This is a genomic window from Nocardioides rotundus (genome assembly GCF_019931675.1).
GTDB classification, from domain to species: Bacteria; Actinomycetota; Actinomycetes; order Propionibacteriales; family Nocardioidaceae; genus Nocardioides; species Nocardioides rotundus.
In genome coordinates, this window is the sequence record NZ_CP082922.1 from 3,146,837 (window position 1) to 3,160,156 (window position 13,320).

A 13,320-nucleotide genomic window follows, 5' to 3' on the forward strand; every position below is an offset into this window, starting at 1 on the left:
GCTCAGCGGCCGGTCTTGGGTGCGAACGTCTTGCCGATGACCCGGGCGATCAGGTTCAGCGCCATGACGATGATGATCAGGAAGAGGGCGGCACCCCAGACCCGGTCGGTCCAGATCTCGCCGTACTTGAAGTGGGTGGTCTGGCTCAGGGACTGGAAGATGAAGACCGGCAGCGTCTGCACCGGCCCGTCGAAGGGGTTCCAGTTGACCTCGCGCGCCGTGCCCAGGATGAGCAGCAGCGGCGCGGTCTCACCCGCGACCCGGGCGATCGCGAGGGTGATGCCGGTGACGATGCCCGCCACCGCGGTCGGGAGCACGACCTTCACGATAGTCCTCCAGCGAGGGACGCCGAGGGCGTACGACGCCTCCCGCAGCTCGTCGGGCACCAGCTTCAGCATCTCCTCCACCGACCGGATGACGGTCGGCAGCATCAGCAGCGACAGCGCGACCGCGCCGCCGATGCCCAGGCGCGGCAGCGGGTCGCCGGTGATCACGATGAACAGCGCGACCGCGAACAGGCCGGCCACGATGGACGGGATGCCGGTCATCACGTCCACCAGGAACGTGATCACCTGGGAGGTCTTGTTGCCCTTGCCGTACTCGACCAGGTAGATCGCGGTGAACACGCCGATCGGCACCGAGATCAGGGCCGCCAGCGCGGTGACCATGATCGTGCCCATGATCGCGTGGTAGATGCCGCCGCCCTGGCCGAGCAGCGCGAGCCCGGACATGTCGTCGTTGATGAAGCCGTAGGTCAGCACCGGCGCCCCCTTGGAGACGACGGTGACGATGAGGCTCACCAGCGGGATCATCGCCAGCGCGAACGCGGTCCACATCAGGGTGCCGGCCAGGGTGTCGGCGCCCTTGCGGCGGCCCTCGACGGCGTACGACGTACCGACGTAGGCCACGGCGAAGACCAGCCAGCCGATGACGGCCGCGGCCGGGAGGCTCGCGCCCGCCAGCCAGGCGCCACCCGCGACCAGCACGGCCACGACGGCGATGCCGATCGGGACCGCCCGCGACAGCGTCTTGCCGGTCAGGGATGCGGGGGTGGACGTCGCGGTGACGTCGTTGCTCTGCGTGGTGGACATCGGCCTCAGCCCTTCACCTGGCCACGGGCGGCGACCCAGCGACCGAGGAAGTTGACGACGAAGGTGAGCACGAACAGCGCGAGGCCGGCGAAGATCAGCACGTTGATCTTCAGCCCCGCGGCGTTGGCGTACTGGTTGGCGATGAACGCCGCGATGGTGTTGGAGTTCTGCGAGGAGATCACGTCCCAGCTGATCACCGCGCCGGTGGCCGAGAGCACCATCGCGACGGCCATCGTCTCGCCGAGCGCGCGGCCCAGGCCGAGCAGCAGGGCGGCGACGATGCCGGAGCGGGCGTAGGGCAGGACGGCCATCCGGATCATCTCCCAGCGGGTGGCGCCCAGCGCGAGTGCCGCCTCCTCGTGCATCCGCGGGGTCTGGGCGAAGATCTCGCGCAGGATCGCGGTCACGATCGGCAGCGCCATCAGCGCCAGCACCACCGAGGCGGTCATCAGGGTGCGGCCCGACGCCGACGCCGGACCGGCGAACAGCGGGATCCAGCCCAACGGCCCGGACAGCCACTCATAGACCGGCCGCAGCAGCGGCGCCAGCACGGTGATGCCCCACAGGCCGAAGACGACGCTGGGCACGGCGGCCAGCAGGTCGACCAGGTAGCCGACGGGGCGGGCCAGCTTGCGCGGCGCGTAGTGCGAGATGACCAGGGCCAGGCCGATGGCCAGCGGCGCCACGATGATCATCGCCAGCACCGAGGAGAGCACGGTGCCGAAGAGCAGCGGCCCGACCAGCCCCCACACGCTGGGCTTGCCGTAGGCCTGCTCCCCGCTGGCCTCCAGTGCCGGGATGCCCTTGTAGATCAAGAAGATGGCGACGCCGGCCAGCAGCACGATCACCAGGATCGCGGCGCTGAGGGCCGTCTTGCTGAAGACGGTGTCGCCGAGCCGGCGACCGCCCTCCAGCTCCTTGGCCTCGGCGATATCGGTGGTGCTCACGGGTTCCTCTCCCCTGGTGGTACGGCGTGGCGGTCCGCGACCCGGACGCGGCTGACGGGGACCGGCCCTCGCGGCCCGATCCCCGTCATTGTCCGCCTCGGGTGGATCAACCGGCGCTGATCTTCTCGACGATCGACGTGGCCTCGGAGCGGATGTCGTCCGGGAGCGGCGCGGAGCCGGCCTCCTCGGAGCCGATCTGCTGGCCCTCGTCGCTGAGGATGTAGGAGATGTAGCCCTTCACCAGGTCGGCCTCGTTCTGGTCCTGGTAGCTCTGGCAGGCCAGGAGGTAGGAGGTCAGCACGATCGGGTAGGTCCCGGCCTCGGTCGTCTTGTGGTCCAGGTCGACGGCCATGTTGACGTCCGAGCCCTCCTCCACGCGGGGGGAGACCTTGAGGATCTGGGCGGCCGCCTCGGGGCTGGGCGCGACGTACTCCTCGCCCACCTTGATGCTGGCCTGGCCCAGGCCGCCGGCCTGCGAGGCGTCGGCGTAGCCGATGGTGTTCGGCGCGTCGGTGACGACCTGCACGACGCCGGAGGTGCTCTTGCCGGCCTCGCCGCCGAACTCGGTCGGCCAGGTCTCGACCGCACCGGCGGTCCAGACGTCGGGGGCGACGGCGTCGAGGTAGTCGGTGAAGTTCTCGGTGGTGCCCGACTCGTCGGAGCGATGGACCGGGGTGATGGTCTCGTTCGGCAGGTTCGCGTCCGGGTTGTCCTTGACGATCGCCGGGTCGTTCCACTTGGTGATCTCACCGGCGAAGATGCCGGCCAGGGTCTTCGGCGAGAGCTGCAGGTTGTCCACGCCCTCGAGGTTGTAGATCACCGCGATCGGCGAGACGTAGTTCGGGATCTCGATGGGGGCCTCGCCGTTGCAGCGCTCGGTGGCGTCGGCGAGCTCGCCCTCCTCGTCGGTCAGGTAGGAGTCGGAGCCGGCCATCGGGTAGGCGCCGGAGATGAAGTTCTCACGACCGCCGCCGGAGCCGACCGGGTCGTAGGTGACAGTGACGTCGGGGGCGACCTCGCCGAAGCCGACGATCCACGCGTTCTGCGCCGACTCCTGCGAGGAGGCGCCGCCGATCGCGAGCTCGCCGGACAGGTCCTCCGAGGAGGCCGCGGCGGAGGTGTCGCCCGATCCGCCCTCGGACCCCGAGTCGGTCGAGCTGGGGCCGCACGCGGTCAGGGCGAGCGCGAGGACGGAGATGCCGGGCACAGCCGCCCGGCGGATGGAAGTGGTGCGCACGTCGAGTCTCCTGATGTCTGGGACGTGATGACTGGATCTCACTGACGTCCAGGAGTCTCGGGGGGCCCGGGAAACAGCGGCGTGGGCCGTGGTGAACGAGCGGTGAACTCGGACCGCCGCTTTGGCGACGTGGGGCGGAGGTCGAGACGGCCATCACATGAACAAGCCGAGGGCCCCCTTGACGTTCACCGGGTCGTGACCCGACAGTGACCCGCCGCGTGATGCCGGTCACGTCGGCGCCCTCAGCGGACCTCGACCCTCAGGGGGACGCCGTCGCGGTGGTGCAGGACCACCATCCCGGCCGGGTCCAGCCGGCTGCCCTCCAGGCCGAGCGCCTCGAAGACGGCGGGCAGCACCGGCCGGTGGGTGCACACCACCGCGCTCTCCCCCGACTCCAGCAGCTCCTCGACCGCGTCCTCCACGCCGTCGTCGGTCGCGTCCTCCTCGCTCAGCGCGTGGGAGAGCTCCAGCGGGAGCCCGCGGGAGGCCGCATAGGGGGTGAGCGTCTGGGCGCACCGGGTCGAGGACGAGCTGACCAGCCGGGTGACGTCGTAGGCGTCCAGGACGGGCGCGAGGGCCGCGGCTTGCTCGACGCCCTCGGCCAGCAGCGGGCGCAGGCGGTCGTCGTGCACCCAGCTCTTGCGCGAGCGGGCCTTGCCGTGCCGCAGGATCACCAGCGCACGGGTCCGCTTGCGGACCTCGACGGCCCCCTCCAGCGTCACCCGGTCCCGGTCGTAGCTCAGCCGCTTGCGCGCCTTGTCTAGCGGCGTCCAGGCGACCGCGTCGATCTCGCGGTTCGGCTCGTATCCGTCGACGTCGTCGGAGCCGATGACCCGGGCCACCCAGTAGCGCACCCGCTTGGGCCGGCCGCGGACGTCGTACTCCTGGTCCCCCAGCGGCGACCCGAGCCGGACCCGCAGCCCGGTCTCCTCCTCCACCTCGCGGACCGCGGCGGCGGCGAAGGACTCGCGGCGGTCCAGCTTGCCCTTGGGGAAGGACCAGTCGTCGTAGCGCGGGCGGTGCACGAGGAGGACCTCCCACTCCCCCTTGGCGACCTTGCGCACGACGACCGCACCGGCGGCCAGCACCTCGCTGCTCCCGACCATGGCGTTAGTCTCACACCTCCCTCACCCAAGGAGCGATCCGTGCCTCGACGCATCGCCTTGCTGCTCGCCGCCGGCGTGGTGCTGGCGCTCGCCGTGGGGCTGGCGGCGTGGCGGGCCGCGCGGCCAGGCTCCGAGCTGGAGCGGGCGCTGAGCACCGCGCCCGCCGGGACGCTGCGGGCCACGTGGACCGACTGGGCCGCCGTACGCCGTGAGGTGGGGGCGCGCGATCCGCGCGGCGCCGCGGGGCTCACCCGCCTGCTGGACCGCGGCTTCGAGCGCGACCTGACCTCCACCTCCGCGCTGCTCAGCTCCGCGGAGCCGATGCGCGCCGAGCTCGGCCTCTCGCCGGCCAACCTGGCGTGGGAGCTGCTGGCCCAGGGCCCGGACGGCGCGGTCGTGGCGATGGGGCTGCCCGACTCCTTCTCCGTCGACCGACTGGGCGCGCGTCTCGAGCGGCTGGGCTACCGCCGCCCCGACTCCCCCGACGGGGTCTGGCGGGGGACGCCGGAGATCGCCGCGACGACCGGCTTCACCCCCGAGCTGCAGTACGTCGTCGTCCTGGAGGACCAGGGCCTGGTCCTGGCCTCCGACACGCAGGGCTATGCCGGCCGCGCCGCGGCGGTGGCGCTCGGCGACCGGCCGTCGGTGTCGGGCCTGGAGGAGGTGGTGGAGCCGGCCGGATCGCCGGTCTCCGCGGCCGTCTACACCGGCGAGTACGGCTGTGAGCAGCTGGCGATGGCGCAGGCCGACGGCGCCGACGCCGCCCAGGGCGAGCAGCTGATCGCCGCGGCCGGTGGGCTGAACCCCTACACCTCCCTGGCGATGACGCTGCAGCCCGACGGCTCGATGCAGGTGCTGCTCGGCTTCGAGAGCGAGGAGCAGGCCCGCGCCGACGCCGACGCCCGCGCGCAACTGGCGAAGGGCCCGGCACCCGGCCAGGGCGGCGACTTCTCCGAGCGGTTCCGGGTCCGCTCCGTGCAGTCCGAGGGCACGCTGCTCACCATGGACCTCCGGCCGCGCCGGGACGCCTACGTCCTGTCCGACCTCAGCAGCGGGCCCGTCCTCTTCGCCTCCTGCTGAGGCCCGCGCCGGCCGCGCTCCCCTTCGCCGCCGGGGCCCGAGGGATCAGCGGAAGCGGCGCAGCCGCAGGCTGTTGGAGACCACGAAGACCGAGGAGAGGGCCATCGCGGCGCCGGCGATCATCGGGGTCAGCAGGCCGGCGGCGGCCAGCGGCAGCGCGAGCACGTTGTAGGCGAACGCCCAGAACAGGTTGCCCTTGATCGTGGCGAGGGTACGGCGGGACAGCCGGACCGCGTCGGCGGCGACCCGGAGGTCCCCGCGGACCAGGGTGAGGTCGCTGGCCTCGATCGCCACGTCCGTGCCGGTGCCCATCGCCAGCCCGAGGTCGGCCTGCGCGAGGGCCGGGGCGTCGTTGATCCCGTCGCCCACCATCGCGACGACGCGCCCCTCGCCCTGCAGCCGCTTGACCTCGTCGACCTTGCCGGCCGGGAGCACGCCGGCCACGACCCGCTCGATGCCGACCTGCGCGGCCACCGCCCGGGCGGCGCGCTCGTGGTCGCCGGTGAGCAGCACCGGCTCCAGCCCGAGCTCGCGGAAGCGGGCGACGGCCTCGGCGGAGGTGTCCTTGACGGTGTCGGAGACGACCAGGACGCCCTGGGGTACGCCGTCCCAGCCGACCAGCACCGCCGTACGCCCCTGCGCCTCGGCGGCCTCCAGCGCCCCGGCCAGGACCGAGCCCGGCTCGGGCTCCCCGACCAGGGACGGACGACCGGCCACCACCCGGCGACCGTCCACGTCGGCCTCGACCCCGCGTCCCTCGCGGTTGACGAAGCCGGTGACGGGCGGCGGGGGTCCGTCCCAGCCCGCGACGACCGCACGGGCGATGGGGTGCTCGGAGCCGGACTCGACGGCCGCGGCGAGGCGCCGTACCTCCTGCTCGGAGGTGGTGGGGGCAGCGGTCACCGAGACCAGGGACATGGCGCCCGTGGTCACGGTGCCTGTCTTGTCCAGCACGACCGTGTCGACCCGCCGGGTCGACTCCAGCACCTCGGGACCGCGGATCAGGATGCCGAGCTGGGCGCCCCGACCGGTGCCGACCATGAGCGCCGTCGGCGTGGCCAGGCCCAGCGCACAGGGGCAGGCGATGATGAGGACCGCGACGGCGGCGGAGAAGGCGAGGGTCGCACCGCTCCCGGTGCCTAGCCAGAAGCCGAGCGTGGCCACCGACAGCGCGATCACGATCGGCACGAAGACGCCGGAGATGCGGTCGGCCAGGCGCTGCACCTCGGCCTTGCCGGTCTGCGCCTCCTCGACCAGGCGGGCCATCTGCGCGAGCTGGGTGTCGGCGCCGACCCGGGTGGCGCGCACGACCAGTCGGCCGGAGGTGTTCACGGTCGCCCCGGCCACCTCGGACCCGGGGCCGACGTCGACCGGGACCGGCTCGCCGGTGAGCATGGAGGCGTCGACCGCCGAGCGGCCGTCCTCGACCACGCCGTCGGTGGCGATCTTCTCGCCGGGGCGTACGACGAAGCGGGTGCCGACGGTGAGGCTGTCGGCCGGGACCCGATCCTCTACGCCGTCGCGCAGGACGGTCACCTCTCGGGCGCCGAGCTCCAGCAGCGAGCGCAGGGCGTCGCCGGCCCGGCGCTTGGAGCGCTTCTCGAAGTAGCGCCCCGCCAGCAGGAAGGTGGTCACGCCGGTGGCGGCCTCGAGGTAGATGTTGCCCAGCCCGTCACTGCGGGCCGGACGCAGGTCGAAGCCGTGGACCATCCCGATCTCCCCCGCACTGCCGACGACGAGCGCGACGAGCGACCAGGCGAAGGCAGCGAGCACGCCCACCGAGACCAGGGTGTCCATCGTGGTGGCCGCGTGCCGCAGGTTGGTCCAGGCGGCCCGGTGGAAGGGCCAGGCGGCCCACAGGACCACGGGGGTGGCCAGCACGAGCGAGACCCACTGCCACCCGGGGAACTGCAGCGCAGGCACCATCGCCATCGCGATCACCGGGACGCTGAGGGCGGCCGACACGAGCAGCCGACGCCGAAGCGACGCGAGCTCGGCCTCGCCGTCGTCGCGGCCGTCCTCGGGCAGGGCTGCGGTGTAGCCGGCCGCCTCGACGACTGCCAGCAGGTCCGCCGTACTGACCCCGGCGGCGTGGTGGACGCTGGCCTTCTCTGTGGCGTAGTTGACCGACGCCGTGACCCCGTCCATCTTGTTCAGCTTGCGTTCGATCCGGTGCGCGCAGGAGGCGCAGGTCATGCCGGTGATGGCCAGCTCGGTGTCGAGCTCGGCCGGGGTGTCGTGGGTCGTCGTCACGGGGTCACCACCATGGAGGAGTGCTGCGGGGCCGGGTGCTCCTCGGCGTCGTCCGGGCCGAGGGCGGGCGCGGCGACCCGCCCGAGCAGGAAGGCCAGCACGAAGGCGGCCACCAGCGCGGCGAGGTAGGCGAGCACCCGGTCCCGATCGGCCATCAGACGAGCTGGTAGCCGGCTTCGTCGACGGCCGACTTCACCGCGGCACGGTCGAGCGGGGCCTCGCTGCGGACCACGACCTCGCCGGTCTCGACGTCGACCTCGACGCCCTCGACGCCGGGGACCTCGGAGAGCTCCTCGGAGACGCTGGCCGCGCAGCTCTGGCAGGTCATCCCGTTGACGATGTAGGTCTGGGTGGTGCTCATCGGTGCTCCTCTTTCGTGGATGCGGGTGGGCGCGGTCAGGAGCGGACCAGGCGGGTGATGGCCTGCATGGCCTCGGCGATCTTCTCCTCGCCCTCGGCGTCGCCGGCCCGGGCGGCGTCGACCACGCAGTGGTTGAGGTGGTCGTCGAGCAGGCCGAGCGAGACGGCCTCCAGCGCCTTGGTCATCGCCGAGACCTGGGTGAGGATGTCGATGCAGTACTTCTCCTCCTCGACCATCCGCTGCAGGCCGCGTGCCTGCCCCTCGATCCGGCGGAGGCGCTTGAGGTAGTCGTCCTTGGCGCTGATGTACCCGTGCTGGTGCTCCATGCTGACACCATACCCCCCTACCGTATGATCGGCAAGGTGCGGCGTCGCGGAGCCGACGTACGGCGGCTCAGTGGTCCTCGTCGTCGAGCACGCCGAGGATCTGGTCGATCTCCTCGGTGGAGAGACGATCCTCGGACTCGGTGGCGGCGATGATCAGGTTGGTGGTCAGCTCCACCTCTGCGAGGAGCTCGCCGTCCTCCAGCGACACGTCGAACTGGTCGCCCACGACTGCCTTCCTCCTTGTTCGGCCCCCGCCGATGCTTGCTGAGGACAACGATCCCCGCACGGGGCCGGTTACCGCAATCCCCCGAAATGGCCATCGGGGCCCCATCCGGATGGATGGAGCCCCGAGGTGAAGACTCGGAACAGGTGCCCGAGACCTGTGCTGCCTGGTCAGACCGGGCGAACGTTCTCCGCCTGCGGGCCCTTCGGACCCTGGGTGACGTCGAACTCGACCTTCTGGTTCTCGTCGAGGGACTTGTAGCCCTGCGTCTGGATCGCCGAGTAGTGCACGAAGACGTCGTCGCCGCCGTCCTCCTGCGCGATGAAGCCGAAGCCCTTCTCAGCGTTGAACCACTTAACGGTGCCCTGAGCCATGTTGCTCGTTACTCCTTGTGTCGGGGCGAGAGCCGCCACTTCGGCGGCCCGCTCCAGATGTGGCCACACGACACTTCTGGGCCCGAAAGCCCGGTCCTGCCGGGTGGAACACAAACTCCCCGGCTGGACCTGCAGGAACTTGCACACCTGTTGCTGAGGTGAACACTACCAACACCACCGCCCCCGCCAACCCCTCCGTCCGGGTGTTCACGAAGTGGTCACCGCGCGTCCGGCGACGCGTGACGTCTCCTACGCCGCCCCGCCGGCCCGCCCCGGCGCCGGGTAGGGTCGGCACGCTCGGCCCGCCGTACTCCTGCCGGGCCGCGGGCCTCTAGCTCAATTGGCAGAGCAGCGGACTTTTAATCCGTTAGTTCAGGGTTCGAGTCCCTGGAGGCCTACCGCGCCGCCGCAGCCCGACATGTAACGCACAGTTCGGTCAACGTGTTGAGCGGCAGAGCACTCGACAAGCCGACCGAACTCTCGACAAGGTGATGCGGACCCAGCCCCCAGGAGGGGTACGGCGACCCCGGGCGCCCTCAGCGCTCCTGCGGCACGCCGCGGACCCCGGTGTCGGTGAGCCGGGCCTCCTCGCGAGCACGCTCCTCGAGCTCGCGGCGGGAGGTCTCGTCCTGCTGCTGGGAGGTGGCCAGCATCTCCCGGGCGGCGTCGTAGGCCCCGGGCGCGCTCACCAGGTCCGCCGCTCCCCGCTTGAGCCGCCCCAGCGCCGCGCGGCCGAAGATCTGCTGCTCGGTGGTGGTGCGCTCGGAGCGATCGTTGGAGATGAAGGTGATCGCCCAGCGCATCAGCGCGGAGACCCGGTTCTTGAAGCCGGTGAGGTAGACCAGGTGCACGCCCAGCCACATCAGCCAGGCCAGGATGCCGCTGATCCGCAGCTTCCCGACGGTGGCGACGGCGCTGAACTTGCTGATGATCGCCATCGAGCCCTTGTCGAAGTACTTGAACGGCTTCTGCGGCGCCTTGCCCTTGAGCCGGCCGTCGATCTCCTTGGCGGCGTACTTCGCCCCCTGGATGGCCACCTGCGCCACGCCGGGCAGGTTGTCCAGGGCGATCATGTCGCCGACGACGAAGACCTCCGGGTGGCCCGGCAGCGTCAGGTCGGGGTTGACGGCGATCCGGCCGGCCCGGTCCAGCGGCGCGCCGGTCTGCTCCGAGAGCGTGCGGCCCAGCGGGCTCGCCTGCACGCCGGCGGCCCAGACCTTGGTGAGGGTGTCGATCCGCTCGGTGGTGCCGTCCTTGTACTTCAGCTCCAGGCCGCGCTCGTCGACGTCGGTCACCATCGCGCCGAGCTTCACCTCGACGCCGCGCTCCTCCAGCTCGCGCTTGGCCTTCGCCCCCAGCTTGGCGCCGAACGGCGGCAGCACCTGCGGCGCTGCGTCGACCAGGATGACCCGCGCCTGCTTGGTGTTGATGGAGCGAAAGTCCTTGGGCAGCGTGCGGTGCGCCAGCTCGGCGATCTGGCCGGCCATCTCCACGCCGGTGGGGCCGGCGCCGACCACCACGAAGGTGAGCAGGTGGTCGACGTTGTCGCCGCGGGAGGCGCCGATCTCGGCCCACTCGAAGGCGCCGAAGATCCGGCCGCGCAGCTCCAGCGCGTCGTCGATCGACTTCATGCCGGGGGCGAACTCGGCGAACTGGTCGTTGCCGAAGTAGGACTGCGCGGCGCCGGCGGCGACGATGAGGGAGTCGTACGGCGTGACCGTGTCGCGGCCGAGCACCCGGGAGGTGACCGTGCGGGCCTCGAGGTCGATGTCGGTGACCTCGCCCAGCAGCACCTTGGCGTTGTCCTGGCCGGCGAGCACCTCGCGGGTCGGCGGGGCGATCTCGCCCTGGCTGAGGATCCCGGTCGCGACCTGGTAGAGCAGCGGTTGGAACAGGTGGTGCGTCGTCTTGGCGACCATGGTGACGTCGGCGTCGGAGCGCCGCAGCGCCTTGGTCCCGAACAGCCCACCGAAGCCGGAGCCGATCACCACCACCTTGTGGCGGCCCTCGGGCTTCTCGGTCGTGGCGGTGGCCATGGTGATCACACCTCTCACAGGGACGCTGTCATCTCATTCAACGCCATTCTCCGACCTCATCATCCACCCGTCCTCCTCCCCGAGGGGGTCACCTTGCTCACATGTCGGCACGGTGTCTCGACTCGGCTGTGAGGGTGGGGTGCTGGACGCCGACACCCCACAGGGACGACGATGCGGGTATCCAACTCTCCCACGACCTCGGAAACGACAGGTGTCCCTCCCTCGCGAAGCACTCCGACTCGCAGCCGATCCACGGTCCGTCCAGACCGCTCGGCACTGGGTCGCTGCGCGCTTCACCGAGCTCTCCCGCTCCGACCTGGCCGAGTGCGCCGAGCTGGGGATCTCCGAGCTGGTGACCAACGCGCTGCTGCACGCCGGGGACCCGATCGCGGTGCGCATCCGCGGCACCCGCGCCCACCCCCGGGTCGAGGTGACCGACGGGTCGCGGCAGCCGCCGGTGCCGCCGGTCCCGCCCGGTGAGGACCCCGAGGGCGCCCTCACGACGTACGGCCGGGGCCTGGGCATCGTCGCCCGCTGCTCGATCGCCTGGGGCGCGGCCCTGGAGAGCCAGGGCAAGGTGGTCTGGTTCGAGCCGTCGGCCCAGCCTCGCGAGGACATGCTGCTCGAGGGCGACCTGTTCGAGGCCGAGGGGGCGGAGCAACCCGCGCCCGAGTCGAGCGGCGAGACGGTCCCGGTCCGTCTGCTGGGGGTCCCCGTCTCCACCACGCTCAGCCTGCACCGGCAGTACCAGGACCTCGAGCGCGAGGTGCGCCTGCTCTCCCTGGCGCACGCCGACGCCTACCCCGTCGCCAAGGAGCTCGCCGAGGCGCTGCAGGACTTCGGCCGCGTCTACCCCGACGGGATGGGCGCCGCGCTCGACCGCGCGGTCGTCGACGACGACGCCACGATCGACATCGAGGTCACGGCGCCCGCGGAGGCGGCCGAGGTCTACGAGCGGACCCTCGGCGTGCTGGACATCGCCGACGAGTTCTGCCGCGCCGAGCGGCTGCTCTCGCTGGCCCGAACCTCGGAGCAGAAGCGCTTCAGCGAGTGGCTGCTGGGCGAGCTCGTGCACCAGGCGCACGGCCGCGGGCCCACGCGCTGGGCCGGCGACGGGAAGCCCGAGCCCGAGCCGTCCGCGTGACCCGTCCGCCCCTCACCACGGCCACGCTGGTCCTGGTCTCCCTCGGCGGCGCGCTCGGCGCCGTCCTGCGCTGGGGGCTGGGCCAGCTGGTGCCGGACGGCTCCGGCTTCCCGTGGACCACCTTCGCGATCAACGTCGTCGGCTCGCTCCTCCTCGCCCTGCTGCCGCGCCTCACCCGGCACCCGCACGTCGTGCACGCCCTCGGGCCGGGCCTGCTGGGCGGGTTCACCACGCTCAGCGCGTACGCCGACCAGAGTCGTGCGCTGCTGGCCGACGGGCAGCTCGTGGTCGCCGCGGCCTACCTCGCCGGGACCCTCCTCGCCTGTGTCGCTGCCGTGCACCTCGCCTCGCGGCTGACCGCGCCGGCGCAACGCTCCGCCCTGCACCGCGAGGAGGGGGACGAGTGACCGCCCTGCTCGTGGCCCTCGGCGCCGCCGTGGGGGCGCCGCTGCGGTTCCTGGCCGCGCACCTGCTCGACGGCCGGTGGCCGACCGGGACGTTCCTGGTCAACGCAGCCGGTTCGTTCCTGCTCGGCCTCTTCTCCGCGCTCGCGCTCGACGGACAGACGCTCGCCCTGCTGGGCACCGGACTCTGCGGCGGGCTGACGACCTACTCCGCGCTCGCGGTGCAGTCCCATGACCGGGGCCGGGCGCTGGGGGCGGCCTACGCCGTCACCACGGTGCTCATCGCGGTCGTCCTCTGCGCGGCCGGGTTCGCGGTCGGTCAGGCGTAGCCCAGGTCGTGCAGCCGGGCGTCGTCGATGCCGAAGTGGTGGGCGATCTCGTGCACCACCGTGATCCGGACCTCCTCGACCAGCTCCTCTGGGGTCTCGCACATGTCCTGCAGGTTCTGCCGGAAGAGCAGGATCCGTGCGGGCAGCTGGCCCGCCGTACTGCTCTCCCCCTCGGTCAGCGCGACCCCCTCGTAGAGCCCGAGCAGGTCGGGATCCTCCGGCGGCGCGTCCTCCTCGACCAGCACGACCAGGTTGCGCACCCGCGCCGCGATCTCGTCCGGGACGCCGTCGAGCGCGTCGGCCACCAGCTCCTCGAACTCCGCGCGCGACATCTCGACCACGGGCCCATCCTGGCACCGACCTGGGCACACAGCCCCGGAAATGGCGAGCGCCCGGACCTCAGGGAGAT

16 protein-coding genes and 1 tRNA gene are annotated in these 13,320 nt (G+C 71.9%); 5 read left to right on the forward strand and 12 right to left on the reverse strand.

Annotation, left to right across the window (positions count from 1 at the left end):
* Positions 1–2: 2 nt before the first annotated feature.
* The 4 genes from pstA to K8W59_RS15570 form a co-directional block, all read right to left on the reverse strand.
* Positions 3–1,091: a phosphate ABC transporter permease PstA gene (gene pstA / locus K8W59_RS15555; protein ID WP_223395648.1), complete on the reverse strand. Its 1,089-nt coding sequence runs from the start codon at positions 1,089–1,091 to the stop codon at positions 3–5.
* Between the two features lie 5 nt (positions 1,092–1,096).
* Complete coding sequence (pstC, locus tag K8W59_RS15560; RefSeq protein ID WP_223395650.1) at positions 1,097–2,038, reverse strand: phosphate ABC transporter permease subunit PstC; 942 nt, start codon at positions 2,036–2,038, stop codon at positions 1,097–1,099.
* Positions 2,039–2,144: 106 nt separating this feature from the next.
* Positions 2,145–3,275, reverse strand: a complete 1,131-nt coding sequence (gene pstS, locus K8W59_RS15565) for a phosphate ABC transporter substrate-binding protein PstS (protein WP_223395652.1) — start codon at positions 3,273–3,275, stop codon at positions 2,145–2,147.
* Positions 3,276–3,517: 242 nt separating this feature from the next.
* Positions 3,518–4,381 (reverse strand): NUDIX hydrolase, encoded by an 864-nt coding sequence (locus K8W59_RS15570; RefSeq protein WP_223395654.1) that lies wholly within the window; start codon positions 4,379–4,381, stop codon positions 3,518–3,520.
* A gap of 39 nt (positions 4,382–4,420) precedes the next feature.
* Here K8W59_RS15570 and K8W59_RS15575 point away from each other — a divergent pair, with 39 nt between their 5' ends.
* On the forward strand, positions 4,421–5,461 hold the full coding sequence (locus K8W59_RS15575; protein ID WP_223395656.1) for a hypothetical protein: 1,041 nt from the start codon (positions 4,421–4,423) through the stop codon (positions 5,459–5,461).
* A gap of 45 nt (positions 5,462–5,506) precedes the next feature.
* On the opposite strand, the gene K8W59_RS15580 is transcribed toward K8W59_RS15575, so the two are convergent.
* From K8W59_RS15580 to K8W59_RS15605, 6 genes are all read right to left on the reverse strand, one after another.
* The gene (locus K8W59_RS15580; protein WP_263283256.1) at positions 5,507–7,714 is read right to left on the reverse strand and encodes a heavy metal translocating P-type ATPase; all 2,208 of its coding nucleotides are present in this window, start codon (positions 7,712–7,714) and stop codon (positions 5,507–5,509) included.
* Entirely contained in the window at positions 7,711–7,869 is a 159-nt protein-coding gene (locus tag K8W59_RS15585) for a hypothetical protein (RefSeq protein WP_223395658.1), read from the reverse strand. Before K8W59_RS15585 ends, K8W59_RS15580 begins: the two co-directional genes overlap by 4 nt.
* Entirely contained in the window at positions 7,869–8,075 is a 207-nt protein-coding gene (locus K8W59_RS15590) for a heavy-metal-associated domain-containing protein (protein WP_223395660.1), read from the reverse strand. The genes K8W59_RS15585 and K8W59_RS15590 overlap by 1 nt, the downstream gene beginning before the upstream one ends.
* 35 nt (positions 8,076–8,110) lie before the next feature.
* Positions 8,111–8,401, reverse strand: a complete 291-nt coding sequence (locus K8W59_RS15595) for a metal-sensitive transcriptional regulator (protein ID WP_223395662.1) — start codon at positions 8,399–8,401, stop codon at positions 8,111–8,113.
* Positions 8,402–8,468: 67 nt separating this feature from the next.
* A complete protein-coding gene (locus K8W59_RS15600; protein WP_223395664.1) occupies positions 8,469–8,627 on the reverse strand; it encodes a hypothetical protein in 159 nt (52 codons plus the stop codon).
* A gap of 167 nt (positions 8,628–8,794) precedes the next feature.
* On the reverse strand, positions 8,795–8,998 hold the full coding sequence (locus tag K8W59_RS15605) for a cold-shock protein (protein WP_056863399.1): 204 nt from the start codon (positions 8,996–8,998) through the stop codon (positions 8,795–8,797).
* A gap of 325 nt (positions 8,999–9,323) precedes the next feature.
* Between K8W59_RS15605 and K8W59_RS15610 the strand changes: the two genes are divergently transcribed.
* Positions 9,324–9,396 (forward strand) — tRNA-Lys (locus K8W59_RS15610).
* A 138-nt stretch (positions 9,397–9,534) separates the two neighbouring features.
* Here the strand turns inward: K8W59_RS15610 and K8W59_RS15615 are convergent.
* Complete coding sequence (locus K8W59_RS15615; protein WP_223395666.1) at positions 9,535–11,034, reverse strand: NAD(P)/FAD-dependent oxidoreductase; 1,500 nt, start codon at positions 11,032–11,034, stop codon at positions 9,535–9,537.
* Between the two features lie 211 nt (positions 11,035–11,245).
* On the opposite strand from K8W59_RS15615, the gene K8W59_RS15620 reads away from it, so the two are divergent.
* The 3 genes from K8W59_RS15620 to K8W59_RS15630 are packed head-to-tail and all read left to right on the forward strand — an operon-like array spanning position 11,246 to position 12,911.
* Positions 11,246–12,178 carry an ATP-binding protein gene (locus K8W59_RS15620; protein WP_223395668.1) on the forward strand — a complete coding sequence of 311 codons (933 nt, stop codon included), beginning with the start codon at positions 11,246–11,248 and terminating at the stop codon, positions 12,176–12,178.
* Positions 12,175–12,585, forward strand: a complete 411-nt coding sequence (locus K8W59_RS15625) for a fluoride efflux transporter FluC (protein WP_223395670.1) — start codon at positions 12,175–12,177, stop codon at positions 12,583–12,585. Before K8W59_RS15620 ends, K8W59_RS15625 begins: the two co-directional genes overlap by 4 nt.
* Positions 12,582–12,911, forward strand: coding sequence for a fluoride efflux transporter FluC (locus K8W59_RS15630; protein WP_223395678.1), 330 nt, complete (start codon positions 12,582–12,584; stop codon positions 12,909–12,911). Before K8W59_RS15625 ends, K8W59_RS15630 begins: the two co-directional genes overlap by 4 nt.
* On the opposite strand, the gene K8W59_RS15635 is transcribed toward K8W59_RS15630, so the two are convergent.
* Positions 12,902–13,243, reverse strand: coding sequence for a metallopeptidase family protein (locus K8W59_RS15635; protein WP_223399864.1), 342 nt, complete (start codon positions 13,241–13,243; stop codon positions 12,902–12,904). The genes K8W59_RS15630 and K8W59_RS15635 overlap by 10 nt on opposite strands.
* Positions 13,244–13,320: the final 77 nt, after the last annotated feature.

Coding starts and splice junctions, on each gene's coding strand:
- pstA (WP_223395648.1), bottom strand. CDS start 1,091: ATGTCCACCACGCAGAGCAACGACGTCACCGCGACGTCCACCCCCGCA.
- K8W59_RS15570 (WP_223395654.1), bottom strand. CDS start 4,381: ATGGTCGGGAGCAGCGAGGTGCTGGCCGCCGGTGCGGTCGTCGTGCGC.
- K8W59_RS15585 (WP_223395658.1), bottom strand. CDS start 7,869: ATGGCCGATCGGGACCGGGTGCTCGCCTACCTCGCCGCGCTGGTGGCC.
- K8W59_RS15590 (WP_223395660.1), bottom strand. CDS start 8,075: ATGAGCACCACCCAGACCTACATCGTCAACGGGATGACCTGCCAGAGC.
- K8W59_RS15595 (WP_223395662.1), bottom strand. CDS start 8,401: ATGGAGCACCAGCACGGGTACATCAGCGCCAAGGACGACTACCTCAAG.
- K8W59_RS15605 (WP_056863399.1), bottom strand. CDS start 8,998: ATGGCTCAGGGCACCGTTAAGTGGTTCAACGCTGAGAAGGGCTTCGGC.
- K8W59_RS15615 (WP_223395666.1), bottom strand. CDS start 11,034: ATGGCCACCGCCACGACCGAGAAGCCCGAGGGCCGCCACAAGGTGGTG.
- K8W59_RS15635 (WP_223399864.1), bottom strand. CDS start 13,243: ATGTCGCGCGCGGAGTTCGAGGAGCTGGTGGCCGACGCGCTCGACGGC.